The organism is Dyadobacter sp. SG02 (genome assembly GCF_900109045.1).
Classification (GTDB): domain Bacteria; phylum Bacteroidota; class Bacteroidia; order Cytophagales; family Spirosomataceae; genus Dyadobacter.
On the sequence record NZ_FNYL01000003.1, the window covers coordinates 224,819 to 244,192 of the forward strand.

At 50.4% G+C, this 19,374-nt stretch carries 15 protein-coding genes; 8 read left to right on the forward strand and 7 right to left on the reverse strand.

Annotated elements, in window-relative coordinates:
* Nucleotides 1-18 precede the first annotated feature (18 nt).
* Nucleotides 19-1,320, forward strand: a complete 1,302-nt coding sequence (locus BMW93_RS07985; RefSeq protein ID WP_090374698.1) for a DUF5690 family protein — start codon at nucleotides 19-21, stop codon at nucleotides 1,318-1,320.
* A gap of 85 nt (nucleotides 1,321-1,405) precedes the next feature.
* On the opposite strand, the gene BMW93_RS07990 is transcribed toward BMW93_RS07985, so the two are convergent.
* Nucleotides 1,406-1,627, reverse strand: a complete 222-nt coding sequence (locus BMW93_RS07990) for a hypothetical protein (RefSeq protein ID WP_090374699.1) — start codon at nucleotides 1,625-1,627, stop codon at nucleotides 1,406-1,408.
* 269 nt (nucleotides 1,628-1,896) lie between these two features.
* On the opposite strand from BMW93_RS07990, the gene nhaA reads away from it, so the two are divergent.
* Nucleotides 1,897-3,075, forward strand: a complete 1,179-nt coding sequence (nhaA, locus tag BMW93_RS07995) for a Na+/H+ antiporter NhaA (RefSeq protein WP_090375069.1) — start codon at nucleotides 1,897-1,899, stop codon at nucleotides 3,073-3,075.
* A gap of 2 nt (nucleotides 3,076-3,077) precedes the next feature.
* On the opposite strand, the gene BMW93_RS08000 is transcribed toward nhaA, so the two are convergent.
* Nucleotides 3,078-3,584: a hypothetical protein gene (locus BMW93_RS08000; RefSeq protein ID WP_090374700.1), complete on the reverse strand. Its 507-nt coding sequence runs from the start codon at nucleotides 3,582-3,584 to the stop codon at nucleotides 3,078-3,080.
* A gap of 60 nt (nucleotides 3,585-3,644) precedes the next feature.
* Between BMW93_RS08000 and nfi the strand changes: the two genes are divergently transcribed.
* On the forward strand, nucleotides 3,645-4,385 hold the full coding sequence (nfi, locus tag BMW93_RS08005; protein ID WP_229240268.1) for a deoxyribonuclease V: 741 nt from the start codon (nucleotides 3,645-3,647) through the stop codon (nucleotides 4,383-4,385).
* A 126-nt stretch (nucleotides 4,386-4,511) separates the two neighbouring features.
* Here nfi and BMW93_RS08010 read toward each other — a convergent pair whose 3' ends face one another.
* From BMW93_RS08010 to BMW93_RS08020, 3 genes are read right to left on the reverse strand one after another with little or no spacing between them, the layout of a single operon-like run.
* Complete coding sequence (locus BMW93_RS08010; RefSeq protein ID WP_090374702.1) at nucleotides 4,512-5,678, reverse strand: glycoside hydrolase family 18 protein; 1,167 nt, start codon at nucleotides 5,676-5,678, stop codon at nucleotides 4,512-4,514.
* A gap of 52 nt (nucleotides 5,679-5,730) precedes the next feature.
* On the reverse strand, nucleotides 5,731-6,630 hold the full coding sequence (ligD, locus tag BMW93_RS08015; protein ID WP_090374703.1) for a non-homologous end-joining DNA ligase: 900 nt from the start codon (nucleotides 6,628-6,630) through the stop codon (nucleotides 5,731-5,733).
* Nucleotides 6,627-7,400 carry a Ku protein gene (locus tag BMW93_RS08020; protein WP_090374704.1) on the reverse strand — a complete coding sequence of 258 codons (774 nt, stop codon included), beginning with the start codon at nucleotides 7,398-7,400 and terminating at the stop codon, nucleotides 6,627-6,629. Before BMW93_RS08020 ends, ligD begins: the two co-directional genes overlap by 4 nt.
* 420 nt (nucleotides 7,401-7,820) lie before the next feature.
* On the opposite strand from BMW93_RS08020, the gene BMW93_RS08025 reads away from it, so the two are divergent.
* From BMW93_RS08025 to BMW93_RS08045, 4 genes are all read left to right on the forward strand, one after another.
* Entirely contained in the window at nucleotides 7,821-8,033 is a 213-nt protein-coding gene (locus BMW93_RS08025) for a hypothetical protein (RefSeq protein ID WP_090374705.1), read from the forward strand.
* Between the two features lie 345 nt (nucleotides 8,034-8,378).
* A complete protein-coding gene (locus BMW93_RS08035; RefSeq protein ID WP_090374707.1) occupies nucleotides 8,379-9,608 on the forward strand; it encodes a multidrug effflux MFS transporter in 1,230 nt (409 codons plus the stop codon).
* A gap of 26 nt (nucleotides 9,609-9,634) precedes the next feature.
* Nucleotides 9,635-11,545: an AAA domain-containing protein gene (locus tag BMW93_RS08040; protein ID WP_090374708.1), complete on the forward strand. Its 1,911-nt coding sequence runs from the start codon at nucleotides 9,635-9,637 to the stop codon at nucleotides 11,543-11,545.
* 96 nt (nucleotides 11,546-11,641) lie between these two features.
* Nucleotides 11,642-14,437 (forward strand): DUF5686 and carboxypeptidase regulatory-like domain-containing protein, encoded by a 2,796-nt coding sequence (locus tag BMW93_RS08045; protein WP_090374709.1) that lies wholly within the window; start codon nucleotides 11,642-11,644, stop codon nucleotides 14,435-14,437.
* A gap of 25 nt (nucleotides 14,438-14,462) precedes the next feature.
* On the opposite strand, the gene BMW93_RS08050 is transcribed toward BMW93_RS08045, so the two are convergent.
* On the reverse strand, nucleotides 14,463-15,473 hold the full coding sequence (locus BMW93_RS08050; RefSeq protein ID WP_090374710.1) for a YhcG family protein: 1,011 nt from the start codon (nucleotides 15,471-15,473) through the stop codon (nucleotides 14,463-14,465).
* 225 nt (nucleotides 15,474-15,698) lie between these two features.
* Here BMW93_RS08050 and BMW93_RS08055 point away from each other — a divergent pair, with 225 nt between their 5' ends.
* Nucleotides 15,699-16,331 (forward strand): NAD(P)-dependent oxidoreductase, encoded by a 633-nt coding sequence (locus tag BMW93_RS08055; RefSeq protein ID WP_090374711.1) that lies wholly within the window; start codon nucleotides 15,699-15,701, stop codon nucleotides 16,329-16,331.
* A gap of 57 nt (nucleotides 16,332-16,388) precedes the next feature.
* On the opposite strand, the gene BMW93_RS08060 is transcribed toward BMW93_RS08055, so the two are convergent.
* On the reverse strand, nucleotides 16,389-19,364 hold the full coding sequence (locus BMW93_RS08060) for an FAD-binding and (Fe-S)-binding domain-containing protein (protein ID WP_090374712.1): 2,976 nt from the start codon (nucleotides 19,362-19,364) through the stop codon (nucleotides 16,389-16,391).
* Between the last annotated feature and the right edge of the window lie 10 nt (nucleotides 19,365-19,374).

Sequence of the window (19,374 nt, forward strand, 5' to 3'; positions counted from 1 at the left end):
ACTCAACAATTTGACCATATGCGCCTGAAAGAAGCACTTACGCGATCGAATACGTTTTTTATCAGCTGGGCTGTCATTGCTTCATTCGGAGCTTATTTCTGCATGTACGCTTTTCGCAAGCCGTTCAATGCAGGGCTTTACCAGGGGCTCGAACTCGGCGAGGTGAGCTACAAGGCGATCCTGATCATTTCGCAGGTAGCGGGTTACACGCTTTCGAAATTTGCGGGTATCAAAGTGATTTCGGAACTGAAACACAATGCACGGGTGAAACTCGTAATAGGGCTGATCCTGGTGTCGGAGTTGGCGCTGCTGTGTTTCGGGCTGGTGCCTTATCCCTACAACTTCGTGTTTATGTTTATGAACGGCCTGCCCCTCGGGATGGTGTATGGCGTGGTATTCAGTTTCCTGGAAGGGCGCCGGTTTACGGAAATGCTTGCCATGGGGTTGAATATCAGCGTGGTGGTAGCCTCGGGTATTCTCAAAACGACATACATTGAAATTCACGGTATTTTGCCCGGCATCCCGGAATTCTGGATGCCGTTTTTTATGGGTTTGCTTTTCCTGCCGCTGTTCATAATGTTCGTGTGGATGCTTTCGGTGATCCCGAAGCCGACGGCCGAGGACATTGCCTTGCGTACGGAACGCGTGCCTATGACGAGCGAGGACAAGCGACTGGTGATGCGTCAGTTTGGCTTCCCGATCGTCTGCCTGGTGATTTTCTATGCCACGCTCGTGGTTGTGCGCGATTTTCGCGACAATTTCACGATTGAAATCTGGAACGAAATCGACACGCATTGGGGTAGCAGCGTGCTTACGACCACCGAGATGATCACGGGCATTGTGGTGCTGGTAATCATCGGCGGGCTGGCATTTGTGCGCGATAACCTTACCGGTTTCAAACTTACCTACCTGATTCTTTTCGGAGGCATCATCCTGATCGGGGTGGGGACGCTGCTGTTTGAAAAATCGGTGATCAGCGGCTTTTACTGGATGCTGCTGGTAGGGCTTGGACTCTTCCTGGCCTACACGGTGCTGCAAACAGTTGTTTTTGAGCGGATGATCGCGTTATACCGCATTAAGGCCAATGCGGGGTATTTCGTATACATCTGCGAGAGTATCGGCTATATGGGCAGCGTGGGGCTGCTGCTTTACAAGGAGTTTTTTATGAAAGACCTGAGTTGGTCGAGGGTGCTGATGCAATTTTCTTACCTGCAATTCTGTCTCGGACTGCTGCTGCTCGCGGCGAGTAACATTTTCTTCGATAAATACCGGTCGGGCCGTTCCGCTTCCAAAGTGGGCACTCCGCTTGCCGCGGCTTGATTCTTCTCGGAAGGGCATAAAAAAAGGAGGTGCAAATGCCCTCCTTTTTAACATCTTAATTTCACCTTTCAATTTTTACTAAAACCTATTTTGTCGTTTTAAGCTCCACGATGGCCGCTTTCTGAGCCGGCGTCTGTGTATTATATGGGTTCACTTTTGTCGCTTTCGGTGGTGCCGGCGTCTCTACCGCTGGGGTCGATACTGGCAACGTGTTTTTGATGGTGTTAGCTGATTTGTTGTCGTCTGCAAATGCAACGGAACTGGTCAATGCGATAACGCTAACGAGGGTTGTGATCAAAGTTTTCATAGCTCTATTTATTTTTGTTTCTTGTCTTTGTCTTATTTGATGATGCAAATATAAATGGGATTTTATGAATGGTTATATATTTATTCAATGAGTGATCAAACGGTTATTTGAATGGTTTTTATTGGTGATGAGTGATTTAATGGCTTTTGGTGTAGTTTCTGCTTTTGAAATATTCAAATATACTCTGGCCTGTTTATGAGATGGTTTTTATTTGAAAAGTACAATATATTTCCACGTTGCGTTTCCATACGATTTACTATATTGTCGGCATGGCTAAACTGATCAACCTCAAACCTTTCAAAGAATTTGTACAATCCGAGTCGCTGGGCGGCGTGATACTGATCGTATGCGTGATTATCTCGCTCACGATCGCGAACTCGCCGCTCGCCGATGCGCTCGAAAACCTGCTGAATACCCAACTGGGTTTCCATACCGAAAGTATCCATTTACGCTATCCGGCGCTGTTGTGGATCAACGACGGGCTGATGGCCGTTTTTTTCCTGCTGGTAGGTTTGGAAATCAAACGGGAACTGGTGGAAGGGGAGCTGTCGTCGTTCAAGAAAGCCGCATTACCCATTTTCGCGGCGGTAGGCGGGGTGCTCGTACCCGCGATGATCTATTTTTTGCTCAACAAAGGAACACACACCGCCGCAGGCTGGGGAATTCCCATGGCCACCGACATTGCCTTCGCTATCGCCATCATTACGATGCTTGGCAGCAAAGCACCGCCATCCCTCAAAATCTTCCTCGCAGCGCTCGCCATTGTCGACGACCTGATGGCCATTCTCGTGATCGCCATTTTCTATTCCTCGGATTTGCATTACAATTACCTGCTCTACGCCGGAGGGATATTCGCCCTGTTACTGGTACTGAACCGTGCAGGTGTGAAAAACCTGGCGGTTTACCTCATTCCGGGGCTGTTTATCTGGTATTTCGTGCACCACTCGGGCGTCCACGCCACGATCGCGGGCGTGCTTACCGCATTCGCGATCCCGACGACGCCCGGAGCGGAGGAATCGCCGCTCGAAAAGCTGGAACATATCCTGGTGAAGCCGGTGAATTATCTCGTCATGCCGGTTTTCGCATTGGCCAATACCAACATTACCTTCGAAGCGGGCATGTTCGACGGACTTACGACTACACTTGGAATGGGTATTATTCTCGGCCTGGTTGTGGGCAAGCCACTCGGGATCAGTTTGCTCTCGTGGCTGACGGTGAAGCTGGGTATCAGCAGTATGCCCAGCCGGGCGGGCTGGGCGCATATCGTTGGCGTAGGAATGCTCGGAGGGATCGGGTTTACGATGTCGGTCTTTATTGCATTGCTATCGTTTCCGGGCGAGCACCTGATTTTGTCCGAGGCGAAATTTTCGATCCTTACCGGGTCGATCCTTTCGGGGATTCTGGGCTACATCATGCTCAGCAGCGTGAGCAAGCGGTCGGCACGGTAAGGCTATTCTGTCTTGCTTTTGACCAGAATGTAATCCAGGTGGTCGCCTTTGGAGAATGCCGTGATCTGGGAATATTTCTGGTAGTTATCCCAGGTCTTCACACCATCTTTGTCGATGTTCGGGGGGATGTTTTCGGTTAGGTTAAGCAGGCCGAGGATAGTGCGATCCTCGAACGCATGTTCCGATAAGTTGTTGAGCCGGATCTGATCGGCGATTTCGTTGATAAAGATAATTTCGACCTTTCCGTCGCGAAAGCTTGCTCTCGGACAATGTTCGCAGCCTGCCTTCTCATCTTTGTAGTAATTCAAAAGCTGTCCTTTGCCCAAAACAGCGGCCACTTCCTGCTGGCTTCGCAGGGCCACCTGCGGGAGATCCAGTTCGACAACCACGGTCGCGTTCTCGTCGTGTTCGTCGAGGACGTAGAATTTGACAAAAATCGCGATGAGTATTACGATGAATGAAATGAATTTCCAATTTGCCCATTTGCGTCTGACGGAGGTTTGTTCCATGAAGGTGGCTTGGTTTTTGAGTATCAGGGTTAATAATTTGGTATACAACCATGAAATATCATGCCAGACTCTTTAAACCGGATGGTTATCACCCCCGAGCTGAATTATGATCAACTGACGATCCCGGAAGCGACGCTCATCCAGCAGCAGTTGCGCGGGCACTTGAATCTGGAACCGTTTCAAAAGGACATCAATACGATTGCCGGAGCTGATATTTCCCTCGAACTTTACAGTGAGACCGTGTACGCCGGACTGGTGGTACTGAGCTATCCCGAACTTCAACCCATTGCCTATTCACTGGTGAAAAGCAGCACGATATTTCCTTACGTGCCCGGCTACCTCGCATTTCGCGAGATTCCGGCCATTCTGAAAGCATATGAACAGCTTCCCGTCAAGCCAGATGTGATCATGTTCGACGGTAACGGCATCCTGCACGCCCGCCGAATGGGTATCGCTTCGCATTTCGGGGTGCTTACGGGCGCGGTAACGATGGGGTGCGCCAAGAAAAAGCTGGCCGGGAAATATGACGATCCCGGTGCTTTAAAAGGGGAATACGCCCACGTGACCGATAAAGGTGAGGTGATCGGTTACGCGTTGAGGACCAAGGATAATGTTAAACCCGTGTTTATTTCACCCGGGCATCAGATGAGCCTGCAAGATAGCCTGACGTTCGCGCTCAAATGCACCGGCAAGCACCGCCTGCCCGAGCCTACACGTCACGCACACGAGTACGTGAACCGGTTTCGGATCGGGGCGCTTGCCGAAGGGTATTATGAGGTGGATAGTTGGAGGTTGTTTTGATCCAGGGCGGAGGCTTGGCGGCCGTTACCAGTGAGGATACGGGCGGTACCTGCCGTTGTTGCGTGCCGGTACCGCCCTTGGCGCTCCCAAGGTTGAAACCTTGGGTTATGGGTTGTGGGTTAGTGATCACTTGAGGGACTTGTCGATTTCGTTTAGGAGGTACTTTTTGGGGTCGGAATCGTATTCCCAGAACATGACACCGCCTAGTTTGTTGGCTAGTACGTATTTGCATTTTTCCCGTACCGACTCTTCATCGTCATAGCTCAGGACGTCGCCGGTTTCTGCATTGAGCAGATAGGGAGCTTTTGCCACTGTATCGCGGTATTCTTTGTAGCCTTTTTTGTTTATCAGGCTATCCTTGATGTAGGAGTAGCCGTCGATATATTGCTGCTTGATTTGCTTCTGTCCCAATCCTTTTTCAAGCTTGGCCACTGTGAACATCCGGCCGTAGAACGGAATACCTACCACCAGTTTCTCCATCGGAACGCCTGCCGCATGGAAGCCTTTTACTGCATTATCCACCGATTTGGCCGTTTTGTAAGTTTTGGAAGGGTATAAGCTCGCGTGGTGAACAGCCGTGTCGCCCTGGAAGAGGTCGTAGGTCATCAGGTTTACGTAATCCAGGTAGCGCTGCGCTTTGTCCATTTCAGTCGCTTTGAGGAATTCGACCCACCCGGCGACAGCGGTGGTCAACAGCTTTTTCTTGCCTGTTTCTTTTTCCAAAACGTCCAGCTCGTTGCGGATCGCGTGGAACATTTCAGTGTAGTTCTGCTTGTCTTCGGGACGAAAAACATTGCCTTCTTCGCCGGGGAGGCCAGGGTATTCCCAATCGATATCCACGCCGTCGAGATTGTATTTTTTGATGATCTCCACGCTGCTTTTGGCAAATGTCTTACGCGATGAGTCGGTCAAAACCGCGTCGGAGAAATGCTCGCTCCATGCCCAGCCGCCAATCGAGATCAGGATTTTCAGTTCCGGATTGTCGACTTTGAGGAGGTTAAGCTGACGAAAATTGGTCGTGTCGGTTTTTTCGTTGCTCAGGAAAGCTTTGCCGTCCTTAATGTCGATGAATGCATAATTGATATGCGTCAGCATTTTAGCTTCGATATTACCGGTATTCAGCAAACCGTGGAAGCCGCCCACGTAACCGATCACGACGGGCCGTTTTGTGGTGTCGGTGCTTTCTCCATCTTTCTTCTCGGAAGAGCAGCCGTTCAGCAACAGAAAAGGCGCGATGATTAGCACGAGCAACAATGCCGTGCCGATGTTTTTTTGAGTAGGGATTAGGCGCATGGTATTGGTTTTGGTTTGAAGGGTTAAAATAAATACACCTTCAAATCATCTCCTAATCCTGCACGGGTATCGCGAGCTTTTGCAAGGCTTTGTGGAGATTAATACCCTTGCCCAACACGCCTTTGAACAGGTCGCCCTTCTTTTCAAGCCTGTCGAATATGTTTTTGATCGTAAAGTCCTTTGGGCTCAGGCCGTGCTGCACTTCGCTCCATTCGAGCGGTGCCGAAACCGTCGCGCCGGGCTTCGGGCGGGCGCTGTACGCACATGCGAGGGTTTGCCCGATGCGATTTTGGAGGTAATCGACGTAAATCTGGTTCTTTTTGCGCTTCGATAGCGAGCGTTCGAGCGTGGTGATTTTGGGGAGCCGCTCGGTAACCATGTGCGCGAGCATTTCGGCGAAGTCGCGGGCCTGATCGTAATCGTATTTTTTGCCGAATGGAATGTAAACGTGCATCCCGCTCGCTCCGGAGGTTTTGCAGAAGCCTTCGATAGCCATTTCGTCGAGGATTTGTTTGATGGTCAACGCCACATCGATGACGTCGTCGAACGTATTCTTGTCCGAAGGGTCGATGTCCATCACCACCCAATCGGGATGATCGAGCTTATTGATGGTCGAATTCCACGGGTTCATTTCAATACATCCCAGATTGGCGATGTAAAGCAAGCTTTCGACGTCGTTCACCACGTGGTAATTTACCATCTTGCCCGTCGATTCAGCCAGTATTTCAAAAGTTTTGACCCATTCGGGCACCGAATCACCGGCATCCTTTTGGAAAAATCCCTCGTCTTGAATGCCGTTAGGTTGTCGCCGCAGGGAAAGCGGCCTGTTTTTCATGTAAGGCAAAATATAGGCCGCGATGTTGCGGTAATATTCGATCAGCTCGCCTTTGGTAATATGTTCGTCCGGCCAGTAAATTTTCTCCGGATGGGTGATCTCTGCTTTCTTTTTCATGATGCTTTTCTTTTAGGCGCGCTCAGACTTTCCTTCAATTGAGCCATCAGATCGCGGCTTTTCGAATGCACGACCTTCATTTTAGTAGCGGCCGGTTTCTTGCCTTTGGCTTTGGCCATGATCAGTTTCAGCAACTTTTCATTATAGGTATCCTTGTAATTCGAAATGTCGAAATCGGTGGTAAGCTGCTCGATGAGCTGCACGGCCATATTGATTTCGGCGGGTTTGATCTTCACATCGGGGATATTCAACTCGTCGGTGTCGCGGATTTCTTCGGCAAACCGGATCTTGTTGAGGATCAGAAGCTCATTTTGCGGTTTGATGAGTACCAGGCTCTCGCGGTTGCGCAATACATAGGTACCCAGACCGCATTTACCGGTTTTCTTCAATGCATCCCGGAGCAATGCGTAAGGTTTCGCGCCCGATTTTTCGGGTTGGAGATAATAAGGTGTTTCGTAGTAAATACTGTCGATCTCCTTTTCGTCCACAAACTCCGCTATTTCGATGATTTTCGATTTTTCGGGACTGGCCTTTTCAAAATCGGTTTCATCGAGCACTACATAATTGTCTTCTACCTTGTAACCACGAACGATGTTCTCCCACTTCACCTCGCGGCCTGTATTGGCGTTGACGCGTTGGAAATGGATGTTCGCGTGGTCTTTTTTATCCAGCATATCCAGGTCGAGCTCGCTCGCCTGGACGGCGCTGAAAAGTTTGACGGGGATATTCACAAGGCCGAATCCTATCGCCCCGGTCCATATTGCTCTCATATTCTTATCAGTTGAAAATCAGGTAAGAGCAAAATCCGTGCCTTGCGGCGTACGGGGAGTTTCTCCGAAGCCGGATACTTTCAATAGTATAATATCTATAAACACGGAGCTCCGAAATTCGACACGAAATGCCGACAAATGTCGATGGCAGGCACGATCAAACTGATAATTCTTCCTCAAAAACGGACAGTGCGGGCGCTTTGGATGGGACTATTTCAATAGTACGTATAAATTTTTTGAATAATTTTACAAAATGCTTGTAATCAATTGTTTGTATTTATATATTCCTTAAAAGTTACCACGTAAGCCTCCCTGAAATATCCTTATACGTTAGTTGTGCCCGGGAATCTGGCATGTTTCTTTAATATGCTTCCCGAAAACAATTTCACAACGAGACTAACTCTTAAATCGGATATAACTATGGTAGCGACATTAGGTAACAACCCCGCGAAAAGCTTGAAACCCGGCGCAGTGCTTACCGTTACAGGTGCAGGATCTGAAACGGAAGCGCAGAGAGAAGTGGCTGATTTTCTACAATTGAGTAACCGGACCGACCTTGGTTATTTCCTTATTTCAAAGGATTACTTCCTGCTCTACCTGAAATCGGGGAATTCGATCAGTGGAATTGCATAAAGCATCAACTTTTCATTTAAGAAAGACATGGTACAGAAGGGTACATTTAAATTGCTTGGGCAAAAGCTCATTAACATTATCATCCATAGAGAAGACGTTCTTAAAATCACCCCGATAAAAAGAGGAAGGGGTTGCATTATTTATCTCAAAAACAAGGTTCCTTACGCCGTTAGTGAAAGCGAAAGGGAGGTACAAAAGAAACTCAACTGGGTTGCAGCATGATCTTCGGTCTGTTGCCATGAAAATAAAAGTAGGGCTCCGGTGCGTAACCGGGGCCTTTTTTGTGAACCCGGCCGCCGGGAATGGTGTTACCAATGCTCTGAAAGCTCCACACCACAAAAATCCATGTCCAAAAAGACTTACTTTTTCCTGATCCTCATTCTGGGGAGCCTGACTGCGCTTGGCCCTTTTTCGATCGATATGTACCTGCCGGGGTTTCCGGCCATTGCGCGTGATTTGAATACCACCGCCGCCAAAGTTTCGCAAACATTGTCCGGATACTTCGTCGGAATATCGCTGGGACAGTTGCTTTATGGGCCGTTGCTCGACCGGTTCGGGCGGAAAAAGCCATTATTTATCGGTCTGGCAGTTTACATTCTGGCATCCGCGGGATGCGCCATGGCTGTGAGCGTAGAGCAACTGATCGTTTTGCGCATTATTCAGGCTGTCGGCAGCTGTGCGGCTACGGTGGCTTCCGTCGCGATGGTACGTGATCTTTTCCCCGTGAGTGAGAATGCCAAAGTGTTTTCGCTGTTACTGCTGGTCGTAGGTTTCTCGCCAATGATCGCGCCGACCGTCGGCGGTTATGTTACCGACGCATTCGGCTGGCACGCCGTGTTTATGATACTGACCGTGATGGGCGTAGCCATTTTCGCGGCAACGGCATTGTGGCTGCCCGATAGCTACAAGCCTGATAAAACGCTTTCGCTGAAACCGAGGCCGATTATTATGAACTTCCTGGAAGTGCTTCGCGAACCTCAGTTTTACACCTATTCCATTACCGGGGCCGTCGCATTCGCCGGGTTATTTGCCTATGTTTCAGGTTCTCCCATTGTTTTTATGGAAGTATTTAAAATTGATGGCAAAGTGTATGGCTGGATTTTTGCATTCCTGTCCGTCGGCTTTATCGGCTCCGGGCAAGTGAATACTTTAATGCTGAGGAGATTTACCAGCGAACAAATTGTGAATGTGGCGCTGATTTGCCAGGCGGTTATCGGGCTTACCTTCCTGGCCGCGGCGCTGAATGACGCATTGACGCTGACTTCCACCCTCGTATTCCTGTTCCTTTTCCTCTGTTGCGTAGGTTACACGTACCCGAACGCGGCTGCGCTCTCGCTCGCGCCGTTCACCCGTAACGCAGGTAGCGCGTCGGCGCTCATGGGCGCATTCCAAATGGGTGCGGGCACATTGATCTCCATTGCGATTAGCCTGTTCGAAGAACCGTCGATCATACCGATGGTAGCGGCCATGGCCAGTTCGGCCACGCTGGCGCTGATTGTGCTGGTGGTGGGCAGGCGGTTTATCACTACCAAAGTGGAAGTGCAGCAAGGTGCGGATGCCGGCGTGATGCATTAAGCGGCCGGTTTTATTTTAATTTGTGAATGGATTACTTCAAGCGACTACTCGAATTACTGAAAATAGAAAGGGAGGAAGACAAGCAATCGTACCAGCGATTGATCGAACGGTCTTCCGTTTCCGAACGCCGTGCCAGCGGCCTGGCGTGGTACCCGATCGCGATCCGGGGCCAGGAAATGAGCCGGGGCGATTACCTCGCCGTGGAAGTGGAACGTACCACGCACCAGGATCTACCGCATCAGCTGCGATTCGGAATGCCCGCTGTTTTGTTCAGTAATCATGAACCTAAAAAAGACCGCGTCGAGGGCGTGATCTCGCACCAGGGCGGTAACCGGCTGAAAATTACCTTACGTACCGACGAGCTCCCCGAATGGTCGCGCGACGGCAAGCTGGGTATCGACCTGCTTTTCGACGATAATAGTTACGACGAAATGCAGTCCGCACTGAAAGCCGCGGATTCGCTCGGATCGTCGGAAAAAGAAGGGCATTTGATCAAAGTACTGACCGGCGAGAAAGCTCCTTCATTTGACAAAGACATTTACCCCATTACCATTCCCAAACTGAACCCGTCACAACAGCGCGCGGTGCAGAATATCCTTTCCGCACAGGAGCTCGCAATCGTGCACGGGCCTCCGGGGACAGGAAAGACGACCACTTTGGTACAAGCTATCAAAGCATTGGTTAAAAAAGATAACAAGCCGATTCTTGTAGTTGCACCCAGCAATACCGCCGTGGATTTGCTGAGTGAAAAATTAAGCGGAGAAGGTTTGAACGTGCTCCGCGTAGGTAACCCGGTCCGTGTTTCGGAGCGGCTGTCGGCATTGACATTGGATAGCAAAATGGCCGCGCACGCGAGTGTGAAGGACATTAAGGCATTGAAAAAGCAGGCCAACGAATACAAAAACATGGCGCACAAATACAAGCGCCATTTCGGGAAAGCCGAGCGCGACCAACGGAAAGCATTGTTCGACGAGGCACACCGCATTATGAAGGACGTGGCGAACATGGAACAGTACATTATCGATGACCTGTTGACTAAAACACAGGTAGTAACTGCCACGCTTGTCGGTTCCAATCATTTCACGGTTCGGAATATGAAGTATGCAACGGTCGTGATCGATGAGGCCGGACAGGCATTGGAGCCCGCCTGCTGGATACCGATCCTGAAAGCGGAGAAGGTGGTATTTGCGGGTGATCATTTGCAATTACCGCCGACCATTAAGTCCGAAGACGCGGCCAAAGGCGGGTTAAGTACGACGTTACTCGAAAAATGCGTGGCGTTGCACCCCGAGTCGGTGGTGCTGCTGGAAGAGCAGTACCGTATGAACGAAGCGATTATGGGCTATTCGTCCAAAGTTTTTTATCATGATAAACTGAAAGCCCACGAGTCGGTGGCGGGCCATGTGCTGTTCGCAGGTGAGGCGCCGTTGGCATTTATTGATACCGCGGGGTGTGGTTTTGATGAAAAACTGGAAGGTACCAGCTCGACCAACCCGGAAGAGGCGGTATTTCTTTTCAAGCATTTGTCACAACTGGCCACGGAATTTGCAGCAGTCAATCCGAAACAAGAAGATTTTCCGAGCGTCGCTATTATTTCCCCGTATAAAGAACAAATCAATATTCTCAAAGATCAGCTTTCGCATTCGGTCGATCTGAAACCCTATCTCGACAAAATAGCCGTCAATACCATCGACAGTTTCCAGGGGCAGGAGCGGGACGTGGTGTACATCAGCATGACCCGCAGTAATGCCGAAGGGCAGATCGGCTTCCTCGCTGACATTCGCCGCATGAACGTGGCCATGACCCGGGCAAGGAAGAAATTGGTCGTGATCGGCGACAGTGCAACGCTTTCGGTTTTGCCATTTTATGAAAATTTCATCGCCTATGCGGAGGGCCTGAATGCCTACCAAAGCGCCTGGGAGTTTTCGGATTTGTAACTATGTGACAAGCGGATTTTCTTTTCAAAGCAACCGGAGTATCTTTAAAAGCATCTAGCCGAAACAAAGACATTCATCCGACTTGCTGAAAACCGTATGCTCAAACAATACCTGCTCACGTTTTGTCTGATTGTTACCACTGTTCTTACAGCTCTCGCGCAATCGCCGCCCGGCGGGTCGCCGCCCGGCGGATCGTCGCCCGGCGGGGTCAGAGGTATTATTAAAACCAAAAAAGGCGAGCCGCTTCCTTTTGCTGCCATTATCGTCAAAGGCACGAGCGTCAGCACCATCTCCAATGAGGAAGGCCGCTACCAGCTCGACCTGAAACCCGGGTATTACGAGGTGATATTCCAGTACCTGGGCTACAAAACGGGCCAGAAGGGCTTCACCGTGGAGGACAAAATGCAAACTTTTGACCTTACCATGGAAGAGCAGGCGCTCAACCTCGGGGAAGTCCGCATTGGCGCCCGCGACGAGGACCCGGCGTACACCATTATGCGGAGCGCCATTGCTAAAAGCCGCTACCATTTCCTGCAAGTAGATGCCTACACGGCCAAAGTGTATTCCAAATCGTCGATTGTGGTGACGGACCTGCCGCTGGAATTTCTCTATAAAAAGGAAATGAAGGAAATGGAGAAGGAGACCAACTTCAAAAAGGGCGTACCGATGCTGAATGAAACGGTTTCGGAGGTGACGTTCCGCCAGCCGAGCGTGTACAAGCAACGGGTAATCGCCACGCGGAGCAGCATGGACAAGAATATGGCCGATCCGAATATGTACCTGCTCGCGAGTTTCTATCAGCCTGAGGTAGTGAAAGCCGTATCGCCGCTCTCGCCGCGTGCATTTGCCTATTACAAATTCGAATACCTGGGCGCGTTCCGCGAGAATGGCATTGAAGTGAATAAAATCAAGGTGACACCGCGCAACTGGGGCGAGGGTGTGTACCGCGGCACGATCCAGATCATCGAAGGCGAGTGGAGCATTTACAGTCTGGATTTGCAGACGGTCAATACCGGTTTTACGCTCTATATCAAGCAGGTTTACAGCCCGGTGCAAGGGGTGTGGATGCCTGTTAACCAGCAATTCCATGTGCAGGGAGGTATTTACGGGTTTAAAGGAAAAGGCGATTTCGTGATCTCGCAATCGTTTACCAATGTGAAGGTCAATCCTACATTTAAACCGGATATCGTAGTGATCGACGACAAGAAATTTGCCGACGAAGCCAGGAAAGTGCGCCTGACCGGCCGGGAGATCAAGACGCAAAATATGGAGCAGGTGGTGAGTAAGCAGAAGGAATTTTCGGCTAAAAACCTCCGCAAAATGATGAAGGAGTACGAAAAGCAGGAGCTCAAAGAAAAGGAAAAGAAAGGGGAGGATATTGATCTGAAAGTGAGCCGCGAGGATTCGACGCAGGTGGATTCGATGGCTGCGAAACGGAGTATGGCTTTCTGGGATTCGCTGCGGACCGTGCCGCTTACCGTGGCGGAAGTGAAGAGCTACACACGGCTGGATAGCTTAGTTATTATTAATGAAGGTTCTGAAAAACAGAAGGATAGCTTAAAAACCAGTAAGTCGGACACGACTAAGTCGAAGAAGGGAAGCAAGTTTGGTTTCGGCGATCTGCTTACCGGGCATAATTTCCGGCTCGGTAAGGAAAGTCGCTACCGGCTGGACTACATCGGTCCGTTGCCAGGTGTGCAGGTGAATACGGTGGAAGGTTTGGTACTGAACGGCGCGGGGTTGAAATTGCGGCATTCGGGTGCGCGTAAGAGCGCAGTGGCGGGCGCCGGTGGGAAGTCTGGGGTGGTCAGGAATGGTCAGGAGTGGTCATTGGGTGGCTTGACACGCTATTCGTTTGGGCGCAATAACCTCATGCTGACTGGCGTAGGCGATTATAGCTGGGCCCGGAATGCGATCAGCGTTTCGGGCGGTCGCGGCATTGCCCAGTTCAATGGTGAAAGCCCGATGCATCCGCTGCTTAACACGCTCACGACGCTGTTTTTGGAGCAGAATTTTATCAAAGAATATCAAAAAGATTTCCTCCGCGTAGATTTCAAAAGCAGCAGGGAAAACGACCATTTTGAAATCAAAGCCAGCATCGAATATTCCGACCGTTCGGCATTGCCTAACCTGGAAAGGACGTCGCCCTACCGCTGGATCGACTGGAAGAAACGCGAGTTCACTTCCAATGTTCCCTACAACGTTGAGCAACAAACGGACGCGGCAATAGTAACACCGCCCATGCAACCCCATCAGGCGCTGACCGTCGGTATTGCGGCGTCCTACAAGCCCTGGCAGAAATACCGCACCCGCGGAGGCAAGACATCCTATTACGACGACGATTCGCCGAAACTTTCGATCGGCTACCGTAAGGGAATCCGCAATGCATTCGGCAGCGATGTCGATTACGATTTCGTGCGGATCGGCATCGAGCACGGTTTCGACATTGGTATCCGCAGCCGGTTGCGCTACAAAGTCGCCGCCGGCAGTTTCCTCGGCAGAGATAGCCTGCAATTCCCGGACTACCAGCATTTCGCAGGAAACCGGTTCTTCTTCCAGCTCGGCGATCCCGTCGGTACATTCCGAATGCTGGATTATTACAAATACAGCACTTCCAAAGGATTCTTCGAAGCCCACGTCCTCACTGAACTTCGCCAATTCCTGTTAACCCAGATACCATGGTTCCGCATTCTGGGTGTGAAGGAGAATTTCATCCTGCACTACCTCGCCACGCCGGATTCCAACAACTACGCCGAGCTCGGGTATGGGCTCGATATCGGTATCCGCTTCCCGTTGCGCGTGGAGGTGGTGAATAGTTTCGAGGGTTTTAAATATAAGAGTACAGCGTTCCGGGTGGGGACTACGATGAATATTGGGTGGGGGAAGGATTAAAGTTTTACAACTTTTCCCGGATTTGTTAGCAGAAATTTCTAAGCTTCGCCGTAATCTCTTCTTCGCTTGGGAGCAGTTTTCTGTATTGCTTGGGCAACTGGTTGGTCGTGTTATAAGTGGCTACGCCAATGGGTGAGGCGATGTTTTTCAAAGAATATTCGACGACAGTTCTGTCTTTATTTTTGCAAATGATGATTCCGATTGATTCGTTTTCGTGAGGTAACCTCACCTTGTCGTTCAAAACCGAAAGGTAAAACTCCATTTTGCCCTTATGCTCGGGTTCGAATTCGCCGATTTTGAGGTCGATGGCGATTAGGCATTGCAGCTTGCGGTGGTAGAGTAACAAATCCACCCAATAGTCGCGTTCGCCAACCTGTATGCGATATTGATTGCCGACGAAAGTATAATTGTTACCCATTTCCAGTAAAAATTTTCGGATGTTCTTCACGAGTTGCTGCTCCAACTCGGACTCCGAATGCAGCTCCGCTAAATCAAGGAAATCGAATGTGTAGTTGTCTTTGACTGCGAGCAGGGCCTGCTTACTTGCCGGTTCTGGCAAGGCGTAGTCAAAATTGGTTTGGTTGAGCAAATATCGTTCAAAAGCCTTGTGCTCGATCTGATGGAGAAGCACGTTTTTCGACCAGCCATATTTACTGGTTGACAAGATGTAAAATTGCCGTTCATGACTCAGTTTGCATTTGGAAAGTATGACCAGATGCTTACTCCAGCTAATTTCTCCAACCAGTGGTTGGAGATTTATATCTGACTGATAGTCAGAATAAAACTGAACCATATACCAGATATTTGTAGTCGAGAAACCACTCGATTTCGGGAACTCGGTTTGCAGTTCTTTCGACAGGGACGTGACGATCGATTTCCCCCAGCTTTCGCTTTGTTTTTCAGCAATTGACTTACCGATTTCCCAGTAGAGTTGAATAAGTTTTACATTGACGGTCTTCAATGCCTCGTACTGCGCCGAACGCACTTTTTCCTTGATTTCGGCTATAAACAGCCTTTCAGAGGTGTCCATTTTCATAGTTAAGATCAGTTAAGTTCTGACCTTTGGACGTGGGGGCTTGCATTTGGTAACGCTTTGTAGAATATTTTTTTCGAAAATAATTTAACCGGTTACTTATCTTTGCCCTCATTAAAATCTCCTGATAAATACCACATCACCACAGAATAGAGCCTAGCTCTTCTGTCACTTCCCGGGCTTGTCGCTTCGGGTAGTTTGCTACATCCAAAATTTTATCAGAGAGAAATGAAAGAACTACAAAAAATAGCCGTGATCGGCGGCGGAGGCCGTACTGGCCAATATCTTGTCAATCAACTCATTGAAAAAGGGTATTCGTTGAAATTGCTGCTTCGGCATCCTGAGAACTTTACCATGCAGAGCCCGCTGATCGAGATCGTGGAGGGTGATGTGCTAAATCCGGAGGCTGTTCGAATACTGCTGGAAGATTGTAGTGCAGTTCTTAGCACGGCAGGGCAGCGACAGGACGAACCGTTGGTGGCGAGCCAGGCGAGTGTCAATATCATGAATGCGATCGGTGACAGGCCGGTGCGGTATGTGGTGCTGGCGGGATTGAATGTCGATACACCATCCGACGAGAAAGGCGAGCAATCGGTGAAAGCGACCGAATGGATGCGCGCGACTTTTCCTGCTATCCACAACGACCGGCAGAAATCCTATTCGGTGCTGGCTGAAAGCAATGCGGAATGGATCATGGTTCGGGTGCCTTATATTGAATTCAACGGAAACCGGGCCGAAGTAAAAGTGAGTGGTACGGACTCGCCGGGTGCGAAGATCGATGCGGCGGATATTGCCGGGTTTATGATCAATCAGATCACGGATGACACCTGGCTGCGGAAGGCGCCGTTTATCTCTAATTAACGGCAATGGCCGGCAAATATCGTTTGCCGGCCATTTTCTATTTTCAATCAAATGCTTTTAAACCAATGCATTCCAGAGGATTTCCGCCGGGTGCAGCGCTTTCCGGCCGGTACCGTCGTGGATCTGGTGGCGACAGCTGGTGCCTGGAGCCGCGATGATCACTTCTTCCGGTTGCTGGCGCACGGTCGGGAAGAGTACCAGCTCGCCGATCTGCATGGAAATATCGAAATGCTCTTTCTCATAACCGAATGAGCCCGCCATCCCGCAGCATCCCGATGGAATGAGCTGTACGGTGTAGTTTTCAGGTAGCGAGAGCATCTTTTTCGTAGGTATCACGCTCGAAATGGCTTTTTGCTGGCAATGTCCGTGCAGCTTGATGAGCCGTTTCTCTTTCGTAAACTGGTTTTTAGTAATGTTTTTCAGCTCAATTTCGCGTGCGATGAACTCGTCGAACTGTAATGCATTCTGTGCGATCTTTTTGGTGTCTTCTACCAGTTCGTCGCTTACCAGGTCCGGATATTCGTCGCGGAACGTCAGGATCGCAGAAGGTTCGATGCCGACTAGCGGCGTGTCGTGCGAGATAATGTCTTTTAGCAGACGGATATTCTCCTCCGCGATTTTCTTCGCGTCCCGCAACAGGCCTTTGGATAACTGCGGCCGTCCGGAAGGTCCGTGATTTGGAATAATGACCTCGTATCCGAGCTTTTCCAGCGCGAGAATGGCGGTTTTGCCAATTTCTACATCGTTATAATTCGTGAACTCATCGCAGAACAAATACACTTTCCGCTCCGATTTCGGGGCGCTGTTTTTTCGCTGGTCATACCATTTTTTCAACGTCGTGCTGTGCAGCAGCGGCATGGTGCGTTCGGGGTGGAAGCCCACTACGGTATTCGCGATTTTGCGGAGCGGCGCATTCTTGAAAATCAGGTTGTAAGCCCACGGGACGTAGCTCGCAAGGCCCGTCATTTTAGAGAAATTACCGATGAGCCATGAGCGCACGGGAATGCCGTTGGCATCATGGTATTGCTGCAAAAACTCCATTTTCAGCTTCGCAACGTCCACATTGGAAGGACATTCGCCTTTGCAGCCCTTGCAGGCGAGGCAGAGGTCGTACACTTCCTTGATTTCCTTGTTATCGAAGCGGTTTTCCTTGGGCGAGCGCGTAAGCATTTCGCGCAGGATGTTCGCACGGGCGCGGGTAGTGTCTTTTTCATTGCGGGTAGCCATGAAGCTCGGACACATCGTACCGCCGCTCAGGTGCGTCTTCCGGCAATCGCCCGAGCCGTTGCATTGCTCGGCGTGTTGCAGAATATCCTGATCGTGGAAACGGAAATTCGTTTTAAATGTCGGCGTTTTCTGATCGGCTTCGTAGCGCAGGAACGTGTCCATCGGCGCCGTATCAACGATCTTACCCGGGTTGAAGATGTTGTTCGGGTCCCAGGCTTTTTTGATATCCTTGAAAAGCTGGTAGTTGTGCTGGCCCACCATTTTCGGGATAAATTCCCCGCGCAGGCGGCCGTCACCGTGCTCGCCGGAAAGCGAGCCGTCGTATTTTTTAACCAGGTCAGCGATTTCCTCCGCGATCATCCTGAACTGGCGATGCCCTTCGCTGGTTTTGAGGTTGATAATCGGCCTCAAATGCAGCTCGCCCGAGCCGGCGTGCGCATAATGCACGGCCGACATGCCATTCTTTTTCAGGATCTCATTGAATTCCCGAATGTATTCAGGCTGGTCGTAAACGTCGATCGCCGTGTCTTCGATCACCGCTACCGCTTTTTCATCACCGGGGATATTGCCCAGCAAGCCGAGCCCGGCTTTCCGCAACGTCCATATCTTCTTGGTATCATCCCCGAAAAGCAATGGGTAATGGAAACCGATACCGGCTTCTCTAAATTCTTTTTCCAGATCCGCAGCCAGCTGTTCGACTTCCTCTTTCGTTTCCCTCGAAAGGTCCACTACCAGGATCGCCGGGAATTTGCCGTCGGGCTTGTTCTTGACGAAAAATGCATTTTTCCGCTGCTCGACATTGGTAGCTGCACATTCCAGTACGTACTCGTCGATGAGCTCCACCGCATGCGGGCCATATTTGAGCGTCAGAATGGTTGCCCGCAGCGCTTCGTCGATCGTGTCGCAATGCACGCAAACGAGGCCCTGTGTCTTCGGCGGCAGCGGCACCAGGTTCACCTTGATTTCCGTCAGGAAGCACAAAGTCCCTTCCGAGCCGGCGATCAGGCTGCACATATTGAATGGCTTGTCCGAACCGGTTCCCGCCGTATAGGGCTCCATATTCAGCAGCATATCGAGGGCATAACCCGTATTGCGGCGCTCTACCGACGGTTTCGGGAAGTTTTTCCGGATCTCGGCCTGGTTTTCGGGCGAATTCAGGATGGCGTCGGTATTCAGGTATATTTTATCCAGAAGCGATGCGCTGCCGTTTTTCTGGCGGGCGTTGTTCAGGAGCGACTGCAACTCTCCGGCAGCCACATTTTTGAACTCCGCATCGCTCCCGTCGGCGAGGATCGCCTTCACTTCCAGCAAATGTTCCCGCGTGCTTCCGTATACGATCGAGTTGGAGCCGCAGGAGTTGTTACCCACCATGCCGCCGATCATCGCGCGGTTTGCGGTAGAAGTTTCAGGCCCGAAATACAGTCCGTAAGGTTTCAGGGCCATATTCAGCTCGTCGCGTACGACGCCCGGCTGCACGCGTACCCAGCGTTCCTCGGCATTAATTTCGAGTATTTTATTGAAGTTTTTCGAAACGTCTACTATTATACCGTTACCCACCACCTGGCCCGCGAGCGAGGTGCCGGCGGTACGGGGAATCAGCGAAACTTTCTTTTCCGTGGCATACGAAATAAGCGTTTTAAGATCACCGATCGATTTGGGAATCGATACGGCAAGCGGCATTTCGCGATAGGCAGACGCGTCTGTTGCATATAACGTCCGCATGGTATTGTCGTAAAAGAGGTCACCATCAAGGCGTTGTGCAAGCAAACTCAGATCTGCATCTGATACTGGAGACAGGGAAGTCATAAATGCAATT

Bases quoted from the DNA above. Each gene is read 5' to 3' on its own strand.
- BMW93_RS08025 (WP_090374705.1), top strand. From the start codon at position 7,821: ATGGTAGCGACATTAGGTAACAACCCCGCGAAAAGCTTGAAACCCGGC.
- nfi (WP_229240268.1), top strand. From the start codon at position 3,645: ATGCCAGACTCTTTAAACCGGATGGTTATCACCCCCGAGCTGAATTAT.
- BMW93_RS08050 (WP_090374710.1), bottom strand. From the start codon at position 15,473: ATGAAAATGGACACCTCTGAAAGGCTGTTTATAGCCGAAATCAAGGAA.
- BMW93_RS08035 (WP_090374707.1), top strand. From the start codon at position 8,379: ATGTCCAAAAAGACTTACTTTTTCCTGATCCTCATTCTGGGGAGCCTG.
- BMW93_RS08055 (WP_090374711.1), top strand. From the start codon at position 15,699: ATGAAAGAACTACAAAAAATAGCCGTGATCGGCGGCGGAGGCCGTACT.
- BMW93_RS08000 (WP_090374700.1), bottom strand. From the start codon at position 3,584: ATGGAACAAACCTCCGTCAGACGCAAATGGGCAAATTGGAAATTCATT.
- BMW93_RS08010 (WP_090374702.1), bottom strand. From the start codon at position 5,678: ATGCGCCTAATCCCTACTCAAAAAAACATCGGCACGGCATTGTTGCTC.
- ligD (WP_090374703.1), bottom strand. From the start codon at position 6,630: ATGAAAAAGAAAGCAGAGATCACCCATCCGGAGAAAATTTACTGGCCG.
- BMW93_RS07985 (WP_090374698.1), top strand. From the start codon at position 19: ATGCGCCTGAAAGAAGCACTTACGCGATCGAATACGTTTTTTATCAGC.
- BMW93_RS08040 (WP_090374708.1), top strand. From the start codon at position 9,635: ATGGATTACTTCAAGCGACTACTCGAATTACTGAAAATAGAAAGGGAG.
- nhaA (WP_090375069.1), top strand. From the start codon at position 1,897: ATGGCTAAACTGATCAACCTCAAACCTTTCAAAGAATTTGTACAATCC.
- BMW93_RS07990 (WP_090374699.1), bottom strand. From the start codon at position 1,627: ATGAAAACTTTGATCACAACCCTCGTTAGCGTTATCGCATTGACCAGT.
- BMW93_RS08020 (WP_090374704.1), bottom strand. From the start codon at position 7,400: ATGAGAGCAATATGGACCGGGGCGATAGGATTCGGCCTTGTGAATATC.
- BMW93_RS08045 (WP_090374709.1), top strand. From the start codon at position 11,642: ATGCTCAAACAATACCTGCTCACGTTTTGTCTGATTGTTACCACTGTT.
- BMW93_RS08060 (WP_090374712.1), bottom strand. From the start codon at position 19,364: ATGACTTCCCTGTCTCCAGTATCAGATGCAGATCTGAGTTTGCTTGCA.